19 protein-coding genes are annotated in these 19,927 nt (G+C 71.7%); 9 read left to right on the top strand and 10 right to left on the bottom strand.

The window, feature by feature from the left end:
• Positions 1-58: 58 nt before the first annotated feature.
• From ACIBKX_RS14730 to ACIBKX_RS14710, 5 genes are all read right to left on the bottom strand, one after another.
• Positions 59-391, bottom strand: a complete 333-nt coding sequence (locus ACIBKX_RS14730) for a hypothetical protein (RefSeq protein WP_363277629.1) — start codon at positions 389-391, stop codon at positions 59-61.
• A complete protein-coding gene (locus tag ACIBKX_RS14725) occupies positions 388-924 on the bottom strand; it encodes a DUF6232 family protein (RefSeq protein WP_363277628.1) in 537 nt (178 codons plus the stop codon). Before ACIBKX_RS14725 ends, ACIBKX_RS14730 begins: the two co-directional genes overlap by 4 nt.
• Before the next feature lie 101 nt (positions 925-1,025).
• On the bottom strand, positions 1,026-1,838 hold the full coding sequence (locus ACIBKX_RS14720; RefSeq protein WP_363277627.1) for a class I SAM-dependent methyltransferase: 813 nt from the start codon (positions 1,836-1,838) through the stop codon (positions 1,026-1,028).
• Between the two features lie 34 nt (positions 1,839-1,872).
• On the bottom strand, positions 1,873-3,066 hold the full coding sequence (locus ACIBKX_RS14715; RefSeq protein ID WP_363277626.1) for a globin domain-containing protein: 1,194 nt from the start codon (positions 3,064-3,066) through the stop codon (positions 1,873-1,875).
• Between the two features lie 76 nt (positions 3,067-3,142).
• Positions 3,143-3,586 carry an Rrf2 family transcriptional regulator gene (locus ACIBKX_RS14710; protein WP_363277625.1) on the bottom strand — a complete coding sequence of 148 codons (444 nt, stop codon included), beginning with the start codon at positions 3,584-3,586 and terminating at the stop codon, positions 3,143-3,145.
• Between the two features lie 162 nt (positions 3,587-3,748).
• Here ACIBKX_RS14710 and ACIBKX_RS14705 point away from each other — a divergent pair, with 162 nt between their 5' ends.
• Both ACIBKX_RS14705 and ACIBKX_RS14700 read left to right on the top strand, forming a co-directional pair.
• Positions 3,749-4,321, top strand: coding sequence for an isochorismatase family cysteine hydrolase (locus ACIBKX_RS14705; RefSeq protein WP_363277624.1), 573 nt, complete (start codon positions 3,749-3,751; stop codon positions 4,319-4,321).
• Between the two features lie 68 nt (positions 4,322-4,389).
• Entirely contained in the window at positions 4,390-5,013 is a 624-nt protein-coding gene (locus ACIBKX_RS14700) for a DUF1707 domain-containing protein (RefSeq protein WP_363277623.1), read from the top strand.
• Positions 5,014-5,025: 12 nt separating this feature from the next.
• Here the strand turns inward: ACIBKX_RS14700 and ACIBKX_RS14695 are convergent, their stop codons facing one another.
• The 3 genes from ACIBKX_RS14695 to ACIBKX_RS14685 are packed head-to-tail and all read right to left on the bottom strand — an operon-like array spanning position 5,026 to position 7,922.
• Positions 5,026-5,604 (bottom strand): YciI family protein, encoded by a 579-nt coding sequence (locus ACIBKX_RS14695; protein ID WP_363277622.1) that lies wholly within the window; start codon positions 5,602-5,604, stop codon positions 5,026-5,028.
• Between the two features lie 57 nt (positions 5,605-5,661).
• Complete coding sequence (locus ACIBKX_RS14690; protein WP_363277621.1) at positions 5,662-6,645, bottom strand: aldo/keto reductase; 984 nt, start codon at positions 6,643-6,645, stop codon at positions 5,662-5,664.
• A gap of 50 nt (positions 6,646-6,695) precedes the next feature.
• Positions 6,696-7,922, bottom strand: coding sequence for a GNAT family N-acetyltransferase (locus ACIBKX_RS14685; RefSeq protein ID WP_363277620.1), 1,227 nt, complete (start codon positions 7,920-7,922; stop codon positions 6,696-6,698).
• Positions 7,923-7,989: 67 nt separating this feature from the next.
• On the opposite strand from ACIBKX_RS14685, the gene ACIBKX_RS14680 reads away from it, so the two are divergent.
• On the top strand, positions 7,990-10,791 hold the full coding sequence (locus tag ACIBKX_RS14680; protein WP_363277619.1) for an AAA family ATPase: 2,802 nt from the start codon (positions 7,990-7,992) through the stop codon (positions 10,789-10,791).
• A 57-nt stretch (positions 10,792-10,848) separates the two neighbouring features.
• Entirely contained in the window at positions 10,849-11,712 is an 864-nt protein-coding gene (locus tag ACIBKX_RS14675; RefSeq protein WP_363277618.1) for an LLM class flavin-dependent oxidoreductase, read from the top strand.
• A 13-nt stretch (positions 11,713-11,725) separates the two neighbouring features.
• Here ACIBKX_RS14675 and ACIBKX_RS14670 read toward each other — a convergent pair whose 3' ends face one another.
• The gene (locus ACIBKX_RS14670) at positions 11,726-12,427 is read right to left on the bottom strand and encodes a DNA alkylation repair protein (protein ID WP_363277617.1); all 702 of its coding nucleotides are present in this window, start codon (positions 12,425-12,427) and stop codon (positions 11,726-11,728) included.
• A 292-nt stretch (positions 12,428-12,719) separates the two neighbouring features.
• Between ACIBKX_RS14670 and ACIBKX_RS14665 the strand changes: the two genes are divergently transcribed.
• On the top strand, positions 12,720-13,187 hold the full coding sequence (locus ACIBKX_RS14665; protein WP_363277616.1) for a peptidoglycan-binding domain-containing protein: 468 nt from the start codon (positions 12,720-12,722) through the stop codon (positions 13,185-13,187).
• A gap of 103 nt (positions 13,188-13,290) precedes the next feature.
• Here the strand turns inward: ACIBKX_RS14665 and ACIBKX_RS14660 are convergent, their stop codons facing one another.
• Positions 13,291-14,349 (bottom strand): hypothetical protein, encoded by a 1,059-nt coding sequence (locus ACIBKX_RS14660; protein ID WP_363277615.1) that lies wholly within the window; start codon positions 14,347-14,349, stop codon positions 13,291-13,293.
• A gap of 278 nt (positions 14,350-14,627) precedes the next feature.
• On the opposite strand from ACIBKX_RS14660, the gene ACIBKX_RS14655 reads away from it, so the two are divergent.
• The 4 genes from ACIBKX_RS14655 to ACIBKX_RS14640 all read left to right on the top strand — a co-directional run bounded on the left by ACIBKX_RS14655 (position 14,628) and on the right by ACIBKX_RS14640 (position 19,894).
• A complete protein-coding gene (locus ACIBKX_RS14655; protein ID WP_363277614.1) occupies positions 14,628-16,109 on the top strand; it encodes an MFS transporter in 1,482 nt (493 codons plus the stop codon).
• The gene (locus ACIBKX_RS14650) at positions 16,106-16,777 is read left to right on the top strand and encodes an aspartate/glutamate racemase family protein (RefSeq protein ID WP_363277613.1); all 672 of its coding nucleotides are present in this window, start codon (positions 16,106-16,108) and stop codon (positions 16,775-16,777) included. Before ACIBKX_RS14655 ends, ACIBKX_RS14650 begins: the two co-directional genes overlap by 4 nt.
• 158 nt (positions 16,778-16,935) lie before the next feature.
• Positions 16,936-17,835: a helix-turn-helix domain-containing GNAT family N-acetyltransferase gene (locus ACIBKX_RS14645; protein ID WP_363277612.1), complete on the top strand. Its 900-nt coding sequence runs from the start codon at positions 16,936-16,938 to the stop codon at positions 17,833-17,835.
• Between the two features lie 178 nt (positions 17,836-18,013).
• Positions 18,014-19,894 (top strand): ATP-binding cassette domain-containing protein, encoded by a 1,881-nt coding sequence (locus ACIBKX_RS14640; RefSeq protein WP_363277611.1) that lies wholly within the window; start codon positions 18,014-18,016, stop codon positions 19,892-19,894.
• Positions 19,895-19,927: the final 33 nt, after the last annotated feature.

Here is a 19,927-nt window from a genome sequence, read left to right as displayed (position 1 = left end):
CCGGGCCGAGAAGGCGGACAGTGACCGGGCCGAGGAAACGGAGAGCGAACCGGGCCGCTCACCCGCCCATGAGCGCAAGCACCCGCCGGATCGCCTCGACCACGGGCGCCCCCACCTCACCGACCACCGTCGCGACCCCGGCGACGGCGCCGAGGGCCCGGCGCATCGTCCCGGGCTCGGTGTCGCCTCCGGCCGCGATGGCCGGCAGGGAATTGTCGATGACCTGTCGGTCCTCGGCGGAGACCTGATCGCGCAGGAGCTGAATTGCCTGCAGCATGTCCCGGAAAGCGGCCTGAGGATCAACCGACCCTTGGTGCTTGTCTATTCCGATATTCCCGGTGCCGCCGATCTGGGTTACCACGTCCCCGTAGTGATTGCCCCCGGTGTTCAATTCCCCACCCTCTTCCCGGTGTTGCCCACCCCGCCGATCTGATTGATCTTGTCGCCGATGTGGCTGTTGTAATAGTTATTGATCCGCGTGTGGAATTCGACCTGCGGGTTGGATATCGCATCCATGATCTGGTGGACGAGCCACGTCACCTCGCGGGCTTCCACCCCGACGAGTACGGCACGGGGAGCCCCCGAAGTCTCGATGACCAGTGCGTAGTACGTGCGTGCGGTCAGCACCGAGAGCAGCTGGGCGCCGAAGACGAACGTCAGTACCACCGCGACGATGGCGACGCCGCGCAACGCGTCCTGTCTGTCGCCGTAGGTCCACTCGACCCTTTCGATGACGGCGACCGCGGCAACGGTCAGGACCGCCGTGACCAGAAGGGATTTGATGAATCGCCCCACGGCGCCCCTGCGATCGGGATCGATCCTGATCGTCGTGGCGCGGGCAATGTTGTGCAGTGGATAGGCTTCCGCGCCGACCCAGAGAATTCGTCGGCTCACCTGGACATCGATGACCCTGCGTCTGGTCATGATGGGTCCTTCCCCCGAAGCGGACACGGTCCGCCAGTGGTGCAAAGGATCCTCTTGAACGTCCTTTACGGCAAGGGGAATTGGCGGAGTGGCCGCGAGCGTCACCCGTGCCCGTGGGCCCCCTTGCGGCCCCGCACGGCCCATGCCCGTGCCGTGAGCGCGATGGACCCGTCCGGCCTCCTGGGGACGGCCGCGCCGAACGCGTCCCGCACCCGGTCCCGTTCGGCAGGGGCGAGCGCCGACACATACCCGGGAGCGGGCCCTTGCCCCGCCAGGAAGGGCTCCCACAGGTCCGCGAAGTCGGCGAAGACGGTGGGTACTTCGATCGATTCCGTCGACACGTCGACGAGCCCCGCGTCGGCCCACACCGCGCCCAGCCGCTCCGGACGGCACACCGGAAACCGTTCGCCCTCGTCCAGCGCCGCCGCAGCCGGATCCACTCCGGTCGCGGCGTCCCAGAAGCGGCGGAGGAAGCCCATGCCGTCCGCGTAGTCCCATACGTACGCCGCGACCAGGCCGCCCGGCCGGACGGTCCGGGTCATTTCGGCCACCGCCGCGGTGGCCGAAGGGAGGAAGTTCAGGGCCAGGCCGCTGACGGCCACGTCGCACGCCTCGTCGCGCACCGGCAGCGCCATGGCGTCCGCCACGGCGAAGCAGGCCGACGGCGGAGCCGCGTTCCGGGCCGCGCCCACGAACCCCTCCGACCGGTCGATCCCCACCGTCCACCGGGGCCGGCACCGGTCGGCCACCAGGGCCGACAGCACACCGGTGCCGCATCCGACGTCCACCCATCGCAGACCGTCCGCGCGGCCGAGCCACGCCGTGAACTCCGCCGCGACGAGCCGGCTCCAGCGCCCCATGTACCGCTCGTACGCGGTCCCGGCCGCCCAGACGTCAAACCGCTCTTTCGTCATGGCTCCACGATCCCCGCCCGGACGCCGTCGCGCGTTATGACCGCGCGAGCCACAGGTCGGGGCCGAACACCTCGTAGTGGATGTCCGCGGCCGCCACCCCCTGGTCGAGCAGCTGGCCGCGCACCGCCCGCATGAACGGCAGCGGTCCGCAGAGGTAGGCGCGGGTTCCGGGCACCACGGGTACGTCGGTGAGGTCGACGCGGCCGGTGTGGTGTCCGGAGGCAGTGTCCTCGTACCAGAAGTGGGTGGCGGCGGCGGGGAGTTTGGCGGCGAGCGCCTCGTGGTCCGCGCGCAGCGCGTGGGTGCCGGGGGAGCGGTCGGCGTGCACGACGGTCACCGGCCCCTCGTGCCCCGAGGCCGCCAACTGCTCCAGCATGGACAGCATGGGCGTGCAGCCGATGCCGGCGGAGGCGAGGAGCAGGGGCGCGTCGTCTCCGGGCTCGAGGACCAGGTCTCCGTAAGGGGCCGAGACGCGGAGCACGTCGCCCTGCCGGACGTGCGTGTGCAGGTGGTGCGAGACCTCGCCGTCGGGGTCGGTGCCGGTGCCCGCGACACGCTTGACCGCGATCGAACGGGTCGTCGCGGAGGGCGCTCCGGTGAGGCTGTACTGGCGTATCTGCCGTGCGCCGTCGGCAAGCCGGACCTGCACGGAGACGTACTGACCCGCCTGGAACGCGGGCGCGGGACCGCCGTCGGCGGGACGCAGCAGGAAGGACGCGACATCGGCCGTCTCCTCGGCGCGGTCCACCACCTCCCACTCCCGCCAGACGTCCCCGTCGACGATGCCCTGTTCCGCGTGGAGCCGGGCCTCGACGGCGATCAGCGCGTTCGCCATCAGCCAGTAGACCTCGTCCCAGGCGGCGGCGACCTCGGGCGTGACGGCGTCGCCGAGCACCTCGGCGATGGCCTCGAACAGGTGCTGGTGCACGACCGGGTACTGCTCGGCCCGCACGCCGAGCGAGGCGTGCTTGTGCGCGATGCGGTGCAGCATCACGTCGGGCCGCTCGTCCGGGTGCCCGACCAGGTACGTCGCGAACGCCGCGATGGAACCGGCGAGCGCCTGCCGCTGCGAACCGGCCGCCTGGTTGCCGCGGTTGAACAGGTCACGCAGCAGTTCGGGGTGGGCGGCGAACAGCTTCCCGTAGAAGCGCCCGGTGATGTCCTCGATGGCGGCGCCGACGGCGGGAAGGGTGGCGCGGACGACGGCGGCCGACTGCTCGGTAAGCATCGACGGGCTCCTTAATGTGCATGTGAGATTCGTATTTAACGGTGTGCGGAGAGGCGGAGGGCCGGGGCGGGTGCGGTCAGCCCGTACCGGGAGTGGGGGAGAGGGTGACGAGAAGCGGGCCGGTCGGTGCCTTGACGAGATCGTCCAGCGTCAGCGGGTCGAGCGTGGCGAAGAACGCCTCCTGCGCCTGGCGCAGCGCGCCGCGCAGGCGGCAGGCCGAGCGCAGCGGGCACGGTGTGGTGCCGTCGCAGTCGACGACGTCCCCCGGCCCTTCGAGCTCCCGCACGAGCCCGCCGACCGAGGCGTCACGTCCGGTCGCGGTGAGCGCGAGCCCGCCGCCCCGGCCGCGCCGCGCCTCGACCAGGCCCATGTGCTGCAGCTTGGCGACGACCTTGGCGGTGTGCGTGTAGGGCACCTCCATGGCGGCGGCGACCTCGCGCGTGGTGGGCAGCTCGCCCTCCTCGACGGCGAGGCGCATCAGGACGCGCAGCGCCAGATCCGTGAACCTTGTCAGCCGCATGAGGCCACGCTATTAATGTTGCATCTGAAAGGCAAATTAACGGCCGGGTGACCGCCCCGAGCCGGATGCCGCCCGCAGCGGGGAACGCGGCGTGCTGCTCCGCCGTTGCTGAACTGGTGCCCGACGCCGGGCCCTGACGCCGACTTCACTCCTGGAGACGACATGAGCAGCGCCCTTCTCGTGATGGACGTCCAACGGGCCATCGTCGACATCGCCGACACCGAGAAAGACTCCGGATACCTGCCACGCCTGCGCCGGGCGATCGACGGGGCCCGCGCCGCGAACATCCCCGTCATCTACGTGGTCATCGGTTTCCGCCCCGGCTTCCCGGAAGTAGGCAGGAGCAACAAACCCCTCGCCGCCATCGCGGAAGCCGGCCTCTACGTAGAAGGCGACCACGGCACCGAGATCCACCCCGACGTCGCGCCCCGGCCGGGCGACGTCGTGGTCAGCAAGAGACGGGCGAGCGCGTTCTCGGGCAGCGATCTCGACGTCGTACTGAGGGCGCGCGGCATCGACAGCCTCGTCCTCACCGGCATCGCCACCAGCGCCGTGGTGCTGAGCACCGCCTGCCAGGCGAACGACCTGGACTTCGGTCTCACCGTCCTCTCCGACGGCTGTCTCGACCTCGACCCGGAGGTGCACCGGGTCCTCGTCGAGCGACTGTTCCCGCAGTGGGCCGACGTCCCCACCGTCGACGACTGGCTGAAGACTCTCGTGCCTCAAGGGTCGTAGACGCGGCGGAGGTTGGAGGAGGCGCAGGACGTCACCACGGAGGTCGGCCGGGTCGTAAAGTGCCGGACATGAGCATCGAGAAGGCGAGCGGCCGACCCAAGGGCGATCCGAGTCTGCTGCGTGTCTCGCACGCGGACCGCGACCGCATGGTGGAGATCCTGCGGGACGCGGCGGCGGACGGCCGGCTGGAGTTCGACGAGCTCGAGGAGCGGGTGGAGCGCGCGCTCACCGCGCGCACCTTCGCGGACCTGGAGCCGCTCGCCGAAGACCTGCCGGTCGCCGCGCCCACCCCGCCGGCCGTCCAGCTACCCGCCCCTGCGGCCCCCGCCGACGGCGAGGCCGAGCGCTGGTCCGTCTCCGGCCAGCGGCTGCGCCGCGAGGGCGCGTGGACCGTGCCGCGCGTCATCGAGCTCAACCTGCACGGCGGCTCGGCCCGCCTGGACTACACCGTGGCCCGGCTCCCCGAAGGAGGCCGGAGCACGATCCGCGTCTCGGCGCACGGCGGAAGGCTGCGACTGACGGTGCCGCCCGGCATCGCCGTCGACCTGAGCGGCATCTCCGCACACGGCGGCCAGATCCGCGACAACGCCTCACGCCACACGCTCCCCGGAACGGCCGTCACGCACGTGATCACGGTGACGGGATCAACGCATGGCGGGAGCGTGCGGGTGGAGGCGTCCGAAGGCAAGTAGCCGTTGGTCCCATCACCGGCGTCCGCCGAACTCCCAGTCATGGACCTCGATCCCGGCATACCTGTCCCGGATCGCCTCCCCGGTCAGAATCGACCGTGCCGACTCCGCGTCCCGCGCCCGGACCAGCGCCGCCGTGCCCAGCCACCTCGCGCCGTCGTCGGACAACAGCGGTCCGTACGCCACGAGTTCGTCCCGGTCGACCGGCGGTACGTCGAAGTCGCCGGACCCGGAGTCGGCCGCCTGCTCCGAGCCCAGGCCGAGCACCAGATACCGGTTGCCGTCCGTCCGGCCACCGGGGAAGTCCCACATGGTGCGCCCCAGCAGATTGCGCCACCGGCGCACCAGCACGTCCCGGTAGGCGCCCGCCTGGTAGCAGGGCTCGTCGAAGGCGAACGCGCGGGCGGCCGCCGGATCGGGCAGGTCGACGATGTGCACGCTTCCGGAGAGCGTCTCGCCGCCGTCGGCGAACGTCGGACCGCGGGCGATCAGCCGATTCGCGTACTGATCCATGTAGGACCAGTGCTCCTCCACCATTTTCTCGCGCAACGGAAGCGAGCCCGGACGGTCGCGGTGGTAACAGAAGAACTCCATGACCATGGACCCTCCCTGACGGGTCACCAAATCTCAACCGTGGGCGGCACCTGATCGTCAGCCGACGGACGCCGTCCGCTCGTCGAGCAGACCCTCGCCGCGCAGGTCGTCCCACACCGCCTCCGGGATCCGCGCGCCGAACGCCGCGAGGTTCCGCCGTACCTCGGTCGCGGAACGCATGCCGACCACGATCCCCGCCACGGCCGGGTGGCGCAGCGGAAAGGCCATCGCCAGCTGCGGCAGCGTGACCCCGTGCGCCTCGGCGACATCGGCGAGACGGTGAGCGCGGTGCAGTGTGTCCGGCGCGGCGGGCGCGTAGTCGAAGGTCGTGCCCTGGACGGGCCGGTCCGTCGCGAGGAGTCCGGAGTTGAAGACGGACGCCGCGAGGACACAGACCCCGCGGTCCACGCACGCGGGCAGCAGGCTGTCGAGCGCGCTGTGGTCGAGGAGGGTGTACCGGCCCGACAGCATCACCACGTCGACGTCCGTCTCCTCGACGAGCCTCGTCAGCATCCCGGGGTGGTACATGCCCGCGCCTATCGCGCCCACCACCCCCTGTGCGCGCAGTTCGGCGAGGGCCCGATGGCCGTCGCGCAGCGCGTCCTCGAAGTGCCGCTCCGCGTCGTGCAGCATGAGCAGATCGATCCGGTCGACCCCCATGCGCGTCAACGAGTCCTCCACGCTGCGCAGCACACCGTCCCGAGTGAAGTCCCAGACGCGACGGTGCGTGGCGGGCACGGCGAAGCCCTCGTCCATGCGGCCCGCCGGATCCTGCGGCACCAGGAGCCGGCCGACCTTCGTCGACAGCGTGAACCGCTCGCGCGGCTTGCCGCGCAGCAGCTCGCCGGTACGGCGCTCCGAATGCCCGATGCCGTAGTGCGGCGACGTGTCGAAGTAGCGGATCCCGCCGTCCCAGGCCGCCTCCAGGGCGCCCGCGGCGGTCTCGTCGTCCAGCGGCGCGAACAGCCCGCCGAGCGGGCCGCCGCCGAAGCCGAGTTCCGTGACGTGTACGTCGGTCTTTCCGAGCCGCCTGGTCTTCATCCGCTGCCTGCTCTCCGTCTCTCCATCGCGTTCTCCCCCTTCCCAGAAGGTCAGAAGGCCGGGAACGCCCCGCCGGACACATGAAAGGGCTCCCGGGCTCCCCGGAACGCCAGTGACGTGGCGGCCAGCGCGCCGGGGCGCAGCTCCTGGAGACGACCGGCCGCCGCCAGGGCCGTCAGCGTAGGCCCGCCCAGGTACGCCGCGCCCAACTCGGCGGCGGACAACCGGAGATCGGCAGGCGCCCGGGTGCGTTCGCAGGTGACGTCCTCGCCGTCGGCGTGCAGCCGGTAGCGGCCCGCGTTCCAAGGACAGAAGGCGTCATCGACCTCCAGGACCACGTCCAGAGCGGTCGCGTACCGGCGTGCGGTCAATGCCCGGCCGACGTCCACGAGCCGGACCCACAGGTTGTCGGCCACAGAGGTGCGCGCCGCCCTCGGGTTCAGCAGCAGGTGGGGCAGCGGCTCGTCGACGGCCCCTTCGTGGGTGAGGTGGTCGTGGGCGTCCAGCTCGATGAAGTAGCGCCACAGATTCGCGTACGACTGCTGTGTGGTGGCGGCGAGTTCGACGATCCGCACGGTGCGGCCCGCCGAGCGGTAGAAGGCGTAACCGGTGGCGGCGCCGCCGGGCTCGGTGTGGACCGCGAAGCGCAGGGAGGTCGCGCCGCCGCGGACGTGTTCGGCGTCGTAGAGCCGGGCGTTCCAGTACTTCTCCGTCCGGTCGACCCAGCCGACGGTCTCGCGGCGCGCGGTGTCGTGGACCTTCTCCAGGAACGGGCGGGCCTGCTCGGCGTCGAGCAGCCGGATGGTGCCGGAGCCGAGGTCGACGTCGGGGCGCAGCGCCATGTCCCGTTTGTCGCCACGGAGTTCGGCCAGATGGGAGGCGACGGCATAGCCGAAGCGGCCGTAGATGGTGGCCTCGGCGGCATTGAGCGCGGCGATCGGTTCGCCGCCCGACTCGTGCAGATCGGTCAGCTGCTCGCGCATCATCGAGGTGAGGATGCCGCGCCGGCGGTGCGTGGGCAGGACTGCGACGAGCGTGATGCCCGCGACCGGAGCGCAGGCACCGGGCACGGTCAGGGTGCGGCCGTAGATCGACACCCCGCCGACGATGTCCGGACCGTCGTACGCGGCGAGCGTGCGCGCCGGTTCGAACACCGACCGGGCACTGCGCAGGGCGCCCTCGCGCCAGTCCTGGCCGTACGTCGTGGTGACCATCCGGGCCCAGGCGTCGAACTCGTGGGCCTCAATGGTGCGAAGAGGAAGAGGCGTTGCTGTCATGTGTCCAGGCTGGCCCCGTAAACACCTGCGTCGCATCAGGCGAGTTCGGTATTTATATGCTGGCGCCATGGTGGCGGAACGCGTGGTCAGTCCGGTGTGCGTCGGCCGGGACGACGCGCTGGCCGTCCTGGCGGAGGCGTGGCGCACGGCAGGAGAGCGGGGACCGGCGGTGGCGCTCGTCGCCGGTGAGGCCGGCATCGGGAAGTCGCGGCTGCTCGCCGAGTTCGAACGGACCCTGGAGGCGTCGGCGCACCTGGTGCGGGGCGCCTGCGCGGAGTTCGGCGGCGAAGGCCTCGCGTACACGCCGTTCGTGGCGGTGCTGCGGACACTGATCAGGGGCGGGGCGGCGCGCACCGGGCGATTCGGCGAGCTGGCGCGCTGGTTCCCTGAACTCGGCGACGCGCGCGACGCCGACGCCCCCGGCAAGCACCGGCTCTACGAAGAGATCCTCACGCTGATCGAACGGGCGGCCGCCGAACGGCCCCTCGTCGTGGCGGTCGAGGACCTGCACTGGGCGGACACCGCATCGCGGGAACTCTTCGCCTTCCTCGCCCGCAACCTCACCCAGCCCGGAGTGCTCCTGCTCGCCACCTACCGGCCCGGCGAGGCCGACGCGGGACAGCTCGGCCCGCTCCTCTCCGAACTCGCCCGCGGCCCGCGCACCACCACCCTGCGGCTGCCCCGGCTGACCGAACAGGACGTCGGCCGCCAACTCGCCGCGATCCTCGGCACCCTGCCCGACCCCACCGCCGTACAGCGCGTCCACCGGCGCAGCGACGGAAACCCGCTGTTCGTCGAGGCACTCGCCCACGGAGGCAGCCGTACGCCGGACAGCCTGCGCGAGCTGCTCCTGCGGTCCCCCCGCGCCCTGCCCGCCCCCGCCCGCCGCCTGCTCAGCCTGCTCTCGGCGGGCGGCGACCACGTCTCGCACCGCCTCCTGGAGAGCGTGGCCGACGAGACCGGCGCGGAACTGGACGCCCTGCTGCGCCCCCTCGTCGACCAGGGCCTGCTCGTGACGGCCGGCGACGGCTACACGTTCCGGCACGCACTCATCCGACAGGCGGTGTACGAGGACCTGCTCCCCGGCGAACGGACCCGGCTGCACGCCCGCTACGCCGACGCCCTGAGCACCGAAGACGCCCACGCGGCGGAGCTGGCGGCACACGCGTACGCGGCGGGGGACCACGCACAGGCCCTGACCGTCGCCCACCGGGCCGCACGCCAGGCCCGCCGCTCCTACGCCTACGAAGAACAGCGCCACCTGCTCGAACGGGTCCTCGACCTGTGGGACCGCGTACCGGAACCGTCGGCCCGGATCGGCACCGACCTGGTCGGCGTCCTGACCGAGGCCGCTGAGACCTGCATGCTCAGCGGCGACTACCGGCAGGGCATCGACCACGCCACCGAGGGCCTCGCCGCCCTCGACGAGCGGGAAGCCCCCGAACGCGCCGCCCTGCTCCTCGAACACCGCGGCAGACTGCGGCACCGCCTCGACGCCACCGGCATCACCGACTTCGAGCATGCCCTGCGGCTCCTCCCCGACGACCCCGGCCATGTGCAGCGAGGGCGGCTCCTCGGCGTGCTCGCCATGGGCCTGCTGCCGAACGCCGCCGCGGCACGGCCGGCCTTCGACGAGGCGTTGCGCATCGGCAGGCACACCGGCGACGCGACGGTCACCGTCCGAGGACTCCTCGGCACCGGCGCCCGCACCGGAGACCTCACGGCACTGGCCGAGGCCCGCAGGCTCGCCGAGCGGCTCGACAGCCACGACCTGCTCCTGACGGTTCCGATGTACGAGGCGACGGTGCTCACGCGGGCCGGCGAGCACCACCGCAGCACGGCGGCGGCCATGGACGGGCTGCGCCGCGCCCGCCGCTTCGGACTCGGCCTCAGCCGCGGCGCCGACCTCGCCTGCTACGCCGCGCACAGCCTGATCCTGACCGGGCGGTGGGACGAGGCGGCCGCCCTCCTCGACGAAGCGCTCGCGCAGGACCCGCCACCGGCGGCCCGACAGGAGCTGCGCTCACTCGTCGGCCGTCTCGCGCTGCTCCGCGGCGACACGGCGGCCGCCGCGACCGTGGCCGCCGAACCCTCCGACGCGCTGCGCAACACGGGCCTGTTCCACCACTACCAGTGGCTGTGCCTGCTCGCCGTCGACCAGGGCGATCCCGAGCGAGCCGACCACCTCCTCGGCCGCGCCCTCACCGACCCCGGACTCACCCGGATCCACAGCGGTGACGCCCGCTCCGTCCTGGTCACCGGAGCCCTGGTGCAACGCGCCCGCCTCGCGCGGTCCGACGACGACACGACGGCGCACCGGATCGCGGCCCGCCGAGCGGAACTCGCCGCCGCCGACGGCGAGTTCACCGAGGACGGACGCCTCGACCGGGCCTGGCGCGGCTACCTCCACGCCCTGCTCGACGACGACGGATGGGACCGTGCGGTGAGCACGTGGCGGGAGCTGAGCCAGCCGTACACACTGGCCCAATGCCTGCTGCACGCGGGGCAGTCGGCGATCGCCATGGGTGAGGTCATCGCGGGGAAGGCCCGGTTGAAGGAGGCGGCGGACCTGGCGGGCACGCTGGACGCGCGGCTTCTCGTACGCCAGATCGGCCTCGCGGCGAGGCCACCCGCAGATGCTTCGACGCACCCCGGTCTCACCTCGCGCGAACACGAGGTACTGGCCCTCATCGCCGAGGGCCTGAGCAACCGTCAGATCGCCGGGCGGCTGCACATCTCGCCGAGCACAGCGGGCGTACACGTCTCCCACATCCTGGCGAAACTCGGCGCGTCCACGCGTACCCAAGCCGCCGCGATGGCGTATCGGCAGGGGTTGACGGCAGCGCTGCCCGATCGCTCACCGCAGTGACCCGACACGGCCCCGAATCCGATTGCCCCGCAGCGGCCGATTGCCCATCCTGCTGAGATGCGCTTCTCCATCAACATCCCCGACTTCGGCGACTTCGCCGACCCCCGCAACGTGGCGACCGTCGCCTCTGCCGCCGAAGAAGCGGGCTGGGACGGCCTCTTCGTCTGGGACCACGTACTGCACCGCGCGCATCAGGGACGCCCCTTCGGAGACGCCTGGATGCTCCTGACCGCCGCCGCGCTCGCGACCTCACGGATCAGGCTCGGCACCCTGCTGACACCGGTCCCGCGCTACCGCCCGCAGCAACTCGCCCGCCAAGTGGCCACCCTGGACCAGCTCAGCGGCGGCCGGGTGACGTTCGCCGCCGGTCTCGGCGGACCGATCGAGGACGAGTACCGCAGCTTCGGCGACCCCGCGGAGCCGCGCGTCCTCGCCGAGCGCCTCGACGAGGGCCTCGACCTGCTGCGGCGCTTCTGGTCCGGCGAGCCGGTGGACCACCACGGCGAGCACTACGAGGTCCGTGACGTGACGCTGCTGCCGCCCACCGTGCAGCGGCCCGGCCCGCCGGTGTGGATCGGCGGCTTCTGGCCGCGCCGCGCGCCCATGCGGAGGGGAGCGCGCTGGGACGGCGTGGTGCCGCTCTTCGAGTCGGCCAAGCACGGCCACGCCCCCGAGTTGTCGGAGGTACGGGACCTCTTCGCCTACGTACGCGAGCACCGTACGACCGAAACCGCGCACCCCTTCGAGTTCGTGCTCGGCGGTGCCACGCCCCTTGACGCGGCCAAGGCGAAGGACGTGATCGGACCCCTGCACGACGCGGGCGCCACCTGGTGGGACGAGCGGCAGCTCGAGACCGGCCCCGACCTGGACCGTCTCGCCCCCGTGCTGCGCCGCATCGAGGCGGGCCCGCCTAAGCTCTGATCACTTTCCGGGGCTACTTGCTGCCCTGCCGCCGCACGATTTCGGCGATCCAGGTGGGTGCGAACGGAGACGTGCAGCCAGGGGACGTCGGGTAGTCCTTGAGCACCTCCAGGCGCTCACCGATGTCCAGGGCACGGGCACGGTGCTCTGGGTGCTCGATGCCGATCTGGGCGAGGCAGGTGTTCATCGCCCACTGGAGGCGTTCCGGGGCGTCCTTCATCCCGGCCTCGACGGTGTCGAGCAGCACCGCGAGGTCGAGACCCTCGGGCTTCTTCACCACACGGTCGGCGGTCAGCGCCCAGCCGGCACTCGCCACCACGGGGTCCGGATCGCCGAACCAGTGCAGGCGCAGCTCCTCGGCGTGCGGGCTCTTCTTCACGACGTAACTCAGCAGCCAGTCGTGCACCTTGGGCGTGCGCGCCCCGCGCAGCATGGCGTCCAGCTCGTCGCGCCCGAAGGCCTTCGGACGGCAGATCAGGAGCGCCAGCAGGCGCGCCGCGGTGTCGTCCGTCTCCCACAGCCCGCGCGCGAGTTCCTGCTGCGTCTTCAGCCGCTTGGCGAGCGCGCGCAGCTTGCCGAGATTCACGCCGTGATCGTCGCCGTGCCTCTCGTTCACCGCGCGTGCCTTCGGGTCCTCGAGGGCGGCCAGCTCGGCCAGCACCTCGGCCACGGTCGTCCTGGCCGTCGTCGTCCCGGCCGCCGTCGTTTCGGCCACCTGAGCCTCCTGTCCGTCACGTGCGAGCCTCAGCCTAGCCGTCCCGCGTCCCGCCGGGGCTCCAAGAGGGACGGCATCCCCGCAGGTCAGCGGGTGAGACGTCCCGCTGTCCCGCCACCTGGCCGGTGAACCTGGCGGGGCCGCGCTCCCGGACCGCACTCTCGTAGTGCCGCCACGACGGCGGCGCAAACCGTCACCCGGGCACTGACCGCGCCGGGTGGCGACCGAGAAACCGAGAAACCGAAAAACCGAGAAACCAGCCCAAGCAACCAAGGAATCATCGGGGGAAGAGATGCGACCGAACCTTGCGACAAGGACCGTCATCAGCCTCACCGCCGCCATCGGCATCGCCGCCGGCGGCGTGGCGGGTGCGGGCGCGGCGTTCGCCCAGCCCGCGCAGACCACACAGAGTGCCGCGGCGAGCGCCAAGAACGTGGCACCGCGCGCGGTGAACAACCTCGGCCTGAGCACCACCGAGGCCAGGTACGTCCAGTGCTGGGCCCAGGACTACTGGGACTACAACGGCGCCCTGGACGGCAAACTGGGCACCGAGAGCTGGAAGTCACTGCAGCGCTGGCTCAAGGACCGCTGGGGCTACAACGGCAGCATCGACGGGATCGTCGGCCCGAAGACCATCAAGGCCCTGCAGCGGGACCTGAAGGAGTACCACAACTACAACGGCGAGATCGACGGCGTCGCGGGCTCGAAGACCAAGAAGGCGTTCAAGCACTTCGCGGCTTCGTCCAAGCCCTACTGCTGAGCCGGACCGGCGGGGGAGCAACGGGGGAGCAATCGAGCGGCGCGCCTTTGAGGCGCGTCGCTCGACGCGTTGCGCCGAGGGGGTCCGGCCGACGGGGTCCGGCCTACGGGGCCTGCCCGGCGTCTGCCTTCGCGATGCGGGCGGCGAGCAGGGCGGAGAGGTCGTTGACGCGTGTGGCCCGCCGCTCGGTCGGATCGTCCATCTGGTGCGCGATCCCGATGAAGGCGCCCTGGCGGAAGATCAGGGAGCGGTTGACGTGCGACGGGGACTCGTCGCCGGAGTCGCCCACGTCGACCGCCCCGTCGTGGTCGATTCCCCGGCTCTCCGCGCCCCTCGCCTCCAGCTCCACAGCGGCGGACCGGGGCTCGGCCTGCTCGATGTCGTCCACGATGTCGGCGTACGCGAGACGGGCGGCGGCAGCGCTCGGGAACGCCATGACGAGGAACTCCGCCTTGTTCTCCCCTTCGTTCTCGCCCCGCCCGAAATCCACCGCCCCGACCGCGGTGGCCCCCGTCCGGCACGCGGGCGCTGCCCGGCAGATGCGCAGCTCCGCCGCCGACGTCCGGAGCTTCGGTGTCCCTGCCCAGGGATAGACCTCGGCGTCCATGCTGCCGCGATCCGGCAGGATCCGGCGGACGGTGTCGGTCGTGGGCGGCAGCGCGGCGGAGCGCCCGTCGGCGCGGGCCGCGCCGCGGTCCGACGACGCGCCGCGCGGCGGGGCGTCGTCGTCGACCAGCCGCACACCTCCGTAGACGGCGAGCGCGACCATGGCCAGGGCGAGGACGACGCCCACGGCGAGGGACAGCCGCCCGGTCCGCGTGTTGTTGATGGTCAGGGGACCGAGTGCGAACTGGCTGCGTGTCACCTTGCTGCCGGTGACGACCACGCTGCCGGTGTGCTGGTGGGAGGGCGCGTTCAGGAGCACCGCGAGCCGATCCGCGAACTCGCCGTCCGCGCTGATCTCTTCGGCGAGAGCGGCCTGCGCGCTCCGGCTCGCCTCGGGATCGTCCGGGGTATCCGTCAGCTCCTCCAGGGCGGCCCGCCCACGAGCCGAACGGCTGAGCCTGCCCCGCGCCAGTTCCGACGCCGCCGTGTTCGCGGCGCCGGACACGGCGGCGGTCAGCGCCTGCGCGGCCATCGCCGCCAGGTCGGGTGTGTCCATGCCCAGCCCCCCGATGCTGTCGCAGTCCCGCCATTATGGTCATGGCCTCGTCAGGAAAGGTGCTTTCCGGACTTCAGAGGTACGCGGTCGACGGGGCGGCGACCCCGCTCGGCGGCAGACGGGCCCGACCCGCCCGCATTCGGCATCCCATTTGCTCCCCGCCCTCCGGCGAGATTCCTTGCGAGATCCCTTGACTCCGCATCGGCACGCGGATGAAACTTCCGCGTGCCGAAAATGGTATTCCATTTTCGGCTTCCGCTCCGCTCGGAAGGATCCCCATGGAAGCTCCCCCGGCCAAGGCCGCCGTGGACACCAGCCCGCGTCATCGCCAGTTGGAGAACACGCTCGACCGGATCGGCGTCACCGGAGCGCACCGCCAGATCGGTGCGATGGTGCTGCTCGGCGTCTTCTTCGACGCGCTGGAACAGAACGCCGTGGGCCTGGTGGGCCCCGTCCTCCAGGAGTCATGGGGCACGACGGCCGCCGAACTCGGATTCCTGAACACCATCACGTTCACCGCCGCGGCGCTCGGCCGGCTCACCACAGGCATCATCGGCGACAAGATGGGCCGCCGGACGATGCTCACGGTCAATCTGCTGCTGTTCTCCCTGGGCGCCCTGATCTGCGCCTTCGCGCCCGTCTACGCGGTGGTGGCGATCGGCAGGTTCATCGTCGGCTTCGGCCTCGGCGGGGAGATCGCCATCGCGGTCACGATGATGTCCGAGTTCTTCGCGGCCCGGCACCGAGGCACCGCCGTAGGCATCATCAACGTGACGGCCGGCGGCCTCGGCAACATGCTCGCGCCCGGCTTCGGCGTCCTGGTGTTCACCGTCTTCTCCGGCCCCGACCGCTGGCGCTGGCTGTTCGGCCTGCTCGCCCTGCCCGCGCTGCTGGTCCTGTTCTACCGCCGGTTCGTCCCCGAGACCCCGCGCTACCTCCTGTCCCGCGGCAAGGTCGACGAGGCCAACCAGGTCCTCAACAGGCTCGCCTCAGGCAAGCTCAGAGGCGAGATCGAGGCGCCGCAGCAGTTCATCACGGCGGTCGAGAGCGGCGAGAAGGTCGTGGCGGAACGCAACCGCCTGCGCGACGTGTTCGCGGGAGTACTGCGCCGCCGCACCCTCTCCCTCGGCGTGGCCGTCTGCATGTCGTACGGCGCGCAGATCTCGATCCTCTCCCTGATGCCGACGATCCTCGTGGCCCAGGGCCACAGCATCACCAAGTCGCTGGTCTTCACCCTGGTCATGCAGTCGGGTTCACTGCTCGGCGCGCTGATCGCCTCGACGGCGGCACGCTACATACCGCGCAAGCTCGTCCTCACGGTGGCCGCCGGACTCGGCTGCGCCTCGGCGTTCTGCTTCGGCTTCCTGGCGTCCAACGTGGCGCTGATCCTGATTCTCGGGGCGGCCGTCAACTGCTGCATCATCACGCTGAACACGACGATCTGGATCTTCGCGCCGGAGCAGTTCCCCACGCGGGTAAGGGCGTTCGGTACGTCGATCATCCTGGCCCTCGGCTCGCTGGCGGGCGGCCTTACGCCGATGCTCGCCGGTGCCGCCTTCGACGCGTACGGCATCGCAGGGATGTTCACCCTGCTCGGCGTACTCTTCGTGGGCCTTGCCGTGTCCGTGCAGTTCCCGCCGGAGACGTTCGGCAAGTCGATGGAGGAGACGCCGGACGAGCGGGCCGACGAGTCCGCGCGAGGCGCGGGCGACGGGCCGGCGCGGAAGTCCGGCGACGAGTCAGCGGAGAGCGCCAAGTGACCGTCGTAGCCCTGATCAACCCCAACACGTCGCGGGCCACCACCGACATGATGGCCACCATCGCCAGGCGGACCCTGCGCGCCGACGACGACTACGAGGTGCACGGAGTCACCGTGGCCGAAGGGCCCTCCATGCTGGTGGACGAGGACGTACTGCGGGCGGCGGGACCGCAGGTCCTGGACGCCGCGCGACACACCCTCGCGGGACCGGCGGGCGGGCGCGTCGAGGCGCTGGTGGTGAGCGCCTTCGGTGACCCCGGCGTCGAGGAACTGCGCGCGTGGACCGACGTCCCGGTCGTGGGCATCGCCGAGGCCGCCATGGCGGAGGCCGCGGCGAACGGCCGCCGTTTCGGCATCGCCACGACCACACCGGGTCTGGCCGCGGCGATCGCCGCCCGGGTGGACCAGCTGGGCCACTCACCCCAGTACACGGGCATCCGCCTGACTGCGGGCAACCCCTTGGAACTGGCCGCCACTCCCGAGGCGATGCGGAGCCGCCTGTCCGAAGCGGTCGCCGCCTGCATAACCGAGGACGGCGCAGAGGCCGTCATCATCGGCGGAGGCCCACTGGGCGAAGCGGCCGAGGCACTGCGACACAGCTTCCCGGTCCCGGTGATCGGCCCGATTTCGGCGGCTTGCAGGGAGGTGCGGCGGGTGCTCGGGAGATAGACAGACGGTCGGGTGGGGGCTCCGTCGAGGTCAAGGACCGGGGCCCCCACGAAGGCCTCATAGGGCGACCCCAGCTGCCCCCCCCGCGCCCGCTCAGCCGACACGGCCGGCCCGCACGAGCGATTGCCCACCCGTCATCCTCTGACTAAGGTCAGAGGATGACGGAGGAGCAGGTCACACAGGTACGACGCTTCAACCGGACCGTCGCCGAGCGCGTGGGAATGCTGCACGACCACTACCTGGGCGGCGCACGCCCCTATGGCCAGGCCCGGCTGCTCTGGCAGATCGACGGCGAGGGCCCGCACGACGTCCGCGGTCTGCGCGCCCGGCTCGGCCTCGACTCCGGCTATGCGAGCCGACTGCTGCGGGCCCTGGAGCGCGACGGCCTCGTCGTCGTCGAACCGCACCCCGAGGACCGCCGCGTACGCACCGTGCGGCTGACCGAGGCGGGACGGAAGGAGCGCGCGCTCCTCGACGCCCGCAGCGACGCGCTCGCCACATCACTCCTCGACCCCCTCGACGCCCGGCAGCGGTCCAGACTGACCTCGGCCATGGCAGAGGTCGAGCGACTGCTGACCGCCTCGGTGGTCGCCGTGGAAGTACTCGACCCCGACCACCCGGACGCCGCGTACTGTCTGCGGTCCTACGCCGCCGAACTGCGCGACCTCCTCGACGGCGGCTTCGACCCCGCCAACAGCCGACTGCCCGACCCCGGTGAACTGCGCGCGCCGGGCGGCCTGTTCCTCGTCGCCCGGCTGCACGGCGAGCCCGTGGGCTGCGGCGGCCTCAAGCTGCCGACCGGAGCACCCGCCGAGATCAAGCGCCTGTGGGTCCACCCCCGCGCCCGAGGCCTCGGCCTGGCCCGACGCCTCCTGACCGAACTCGAGCAACGGGCCGCCCTGCACGGCAGCGACCGGGTACGGCTTGACACCAACAAGGCCCTGGAAGCGGCCACCAACCTCTACCGCAACAGCGGTTACAAGGAAGTCCCCGCCTTCAACGACGAGCCCTACGCCCACCACTGGTTCGAGAAGCGGCTCACCCTAGACACGCGGTAACGGAAGACGCCGGGCGGGACTCCCGCGCATCCCCCCCCGGCAGGAAAGAGAGCCGCACCCCCGGTGCGCAGGAATACCGGAGACAACTTGCACGTCAGAGGGTAATTCCCCGCCCCTGGGGGTGACTTCGGGCAACTTCCGCCCAGACCACCGCGGCCCCCGCAGCAGGATGAGGCGCGTGACGACGCAGCCACCATCCGGTACGAGGTCCGCAGCCGCCCCGCAGCAAGTGGGATACCGGAACGACCCGCACTTCGACGACATCGCGCACGCCGGATGGTGGCGGATGGCCGCCCGGCTGCCCCGCACCCTCGCCGCCGCGACCCGCCTCGGCTGGGCCGCCGACCGTTCCGCGATGCTCTGGCTCGCCGGATGCCAACTGGTCGTCGTCGCATCCTCCGCAGTGGCCCTCGCCGCGCTTCCGGACGCGCTGGCCCAGCTGTTCCAGGGCGGCCAGGTGGCGGACCGGGTGGCGGCGGCCGCGCCCGCGCTGATCGTCGTAGCCGTCGCAGCAGGGGTACGCGCAGGGGCCGACGCCCTCGCCGTCTACGCCTCCGCACGCCTCGCACCGGAGATCGCCTCCGAGGCGGACCTCCAGATCCTCGCCGCCGCACCGCGCGTGGAGCTCGAGGCCTATGACCAGCCCGGCTTCGCCGACCGGCTGCAGGCCGCAGGGCGGGGCGCCGAGGCCACCGAGAACCTCATCGGCGACGCCCAGGCACTCGTCTCCGCCCTCGGCCAACTCATCGCAGCCGCCTCGGTCCTGGCCCTGCTCCACCCCCTGCTGCTGCCACTGCTCGTCCTCGCGGTGGTCCCCAAGGGCGCCGCCGCCGTCACCACCGCGCGGATCCAGCACCGCGCCGACCACCAGAACATCGCGGACAGCCATCTGCGCTATCTGCTGCGGCACTACGCCACCCACCAGCGCACAGCGGCCGAGGTCCGCGCCACCACCATGGCCACATTCCTCGCCGACTGGTACGCGGAGATCACCGGCCGCATCAAGGCCACCCACCGCCGTGCCGCCCCGCGCGTCCTGCGCGTCACCCTGCTCGGCGCCGGAATCAGCGGACTGATGCTCGCCGCGACATGGGCCGCCCTCGGCTGGCTTGCCGCCACCGGACGCATGGACCTCGCCGTCGCGGCCACGGCCGTCGTCGCCGTACGCACCTCCACCGGCGCGCTGACGTCCCTCGTCCTCGCCGCCGCCCGGCTGTTCCGCACCAGCCTGTACCTGGAGGACTGGCAGATGTTCCTGCGGCGCGCCGCCGCCCTGCGTGCCGTCCGCGGGTCCCGCCCGATCCCGGCCGACGGGCCCGGCGAAATCCGCGCCGAGCACGTGAGTTACACCTATCCGGGCGCCCCGGCTCCCGCCGTCGACGGCGTCAGCCTCACCCTGCGGCGCGGCGAACTCGTCGCGCTCGTCGGCGAGAACGGCTCGGGCAAGACCACCCTGTCCGCCCTGCTCACCGGACTCCGCATCGCCTCCACGGGCACGGTCAGCTGGGACGGCACCGACCTCGCCGACGCCGACCCGCACACCGTATGGGCGAAGGTCGGCCTGGTGCCCCAGGACTACACGCGCTGGCCGATGGACCTGCGAGCCAACATCCACCTGGGGCAGCCCCGTTCGGAGAACGACGCACTCCTCCTGGGCGCGGCACGGGCGGCCGGCGCGGACAGCGTCATCGAGAACGTGCCGCACGGCCTGGACACCCTGGTCGCGGGCTCCCACTGGGGCGGCACCGACCTGTCCGGCGGACAGTGGCAGCGCATCGCCGTCGCCCGCGCCTTCTACCGCGACGCCGCGATGCTGATGCTGGACGAGCCCACGTCCGCGATGGACCCCCGCGCCGAGTACCTGGTGATCCGCCGCTTCAAGGAACTCGCCGCGGGCAAGACCGCCGTCTTCGTCACCCAGGGGCTGGAGAACGCCCGGATCGCCGACCGCATCGTCGTACTCGATCGAGGTCGGGTCCATGAGGAGGGCGACTTCCAGACCCTGATGGCCCGTGACGGACTCTTCGCCGAGCTGTACCGCCTGGCGCAGGACCGGTGACGCCGGGCGCCTCAGGACGGCCGACCGGACTTC

Source organism: Streptomyces sp. NPDC050658 (genome assembly GCF_044457025.1).
Lineage (GTDB): Bacteria > Actinomycetota > Actinomycetes > Streptomycetales > Streptomycetaceae > Streptomyces.
Note: the sequence above shows the minus strand (reverse complement) of the source record. Positions and strands in the feature narration are given on the sequence as shown.

What these genes read in the sequence shown, in the direction of transcription:
- ACIBKX_RS14700 (WP_363277623.1), top strand. Translation starts at nt 4,390, where the DNA reads ATGAGCATCGAGAAGGCGAGCGGCCGACCCAAGGGCGATCCGAGTCTG.
- ACIBKX_RS14665 (WP_363277616.1), top strand. Translation starts at nt 12,720, where the DNA reads ATGCGACCGAACCTTGCGACAAGGACCGTCATCAGCCTCACCGCCGCC.
- ACIBKX_RS14710 (WP_363277625.1), bottom strand. Translation starts at nt 3,586, where the DNA reads ATGCGGCTGACAAGGTTCACGGATCTGGCGCTGCGCGTCCTGATGCGC.
- ACIBKX_RS14715 (WP_363277626.1), bottom strand. Translation starts at nt 3,066, where the DNA reads ATGCTTACCGAGCAGTCGGCCGCCGTCGTCCGCGCCACCCTTCCCGCC.
- ACIBKX_RS14685 (WP_363277620.1), bottom strand. Translation starts at nt 7,922, where the DNA reads ATGACAGCAACGCCTCTTCCTCTTCGCACCATTGAGGCCCACGAGTTC.
- ACIBKX_RS14725 (WP_363277628.1), bottom strand. Translation starts at nt 924, where the DNA reads ATGACCAGACGCAGGGTCATCGATGTCCAGGTGAGCCGACGAATTCTC.
- ACIBKX_RS14680 (WP_363277619.1), top strand. Translation starts at nt 7,990, where the DNA reads ATGGTGGCGGAACGCGTGGTCAGTCCGGTGTGCGTCGGCCGGGACGAC.
- ACIBKX_RS14695 (WP_363277622.1), bottom strand. Translation starts at nt 5,604, where the DNA reads ATGGAGTTCTTCTGTTACCACCGCGACCGTCCGGGCTCGCTTCCGTTG.
- ACIBKX_RS14720 (WP_363277627.1), bottom strand. Translation starts at nt 1,838, where the DNA reads ATGACGAAAGAGCGGTTTGACGTCTGGGCGGCCGGGACCGCGTACGAG.
- ACIBKX_RS14645 (WP_363277612.1), top strand. Translation starts at nt 16,936, where the DNA reads ATGACGGAGGAGCAGGTCACACAGGTACGACGCTTCAACCGGACCGTC.
- ACIBKX_RS14690 (WP_363277621.1), bottom strand. Translation starts at nt 6,645, where the DNA reads ATGAAGACCAGGCGGCTCGGAAAGACCGACGTACACGTCACGGAACTC.
- ACIBKX_RS14660 (WP_363277615.1), bottom strand. Translation starts at nt 14,349, where the DNA reads ATGGACACACCCGACCTGGCGGCGATGGCCGCGCAGGCGCTGACCGCC.
- ACIBKX_RS14705 (WP_363277624.1), top strand. Translation starts at nt 3,749, where the DNA reads ATGAGCAGCGCCCTTCTCGTGATGGACGTCCAACGGGCCATCGTCGAC.
- ACIBKX_RS14655 (WP_363277614.1), top strand. Translation starts at nt 14,628, where the DNA reads ATGGAAGCTCCCCCGGCCAAGGCCGCCGTGGACACCAGCCCGCGTCAT.
- ACIBKX_RS14675 (WP_363277618.1), top strand. Translation starts at nt 10,849, where the DNA reads ATGCGCTTCTCCATCAACATCCCCGACTTCGGCGACTTCGCCGACCCC.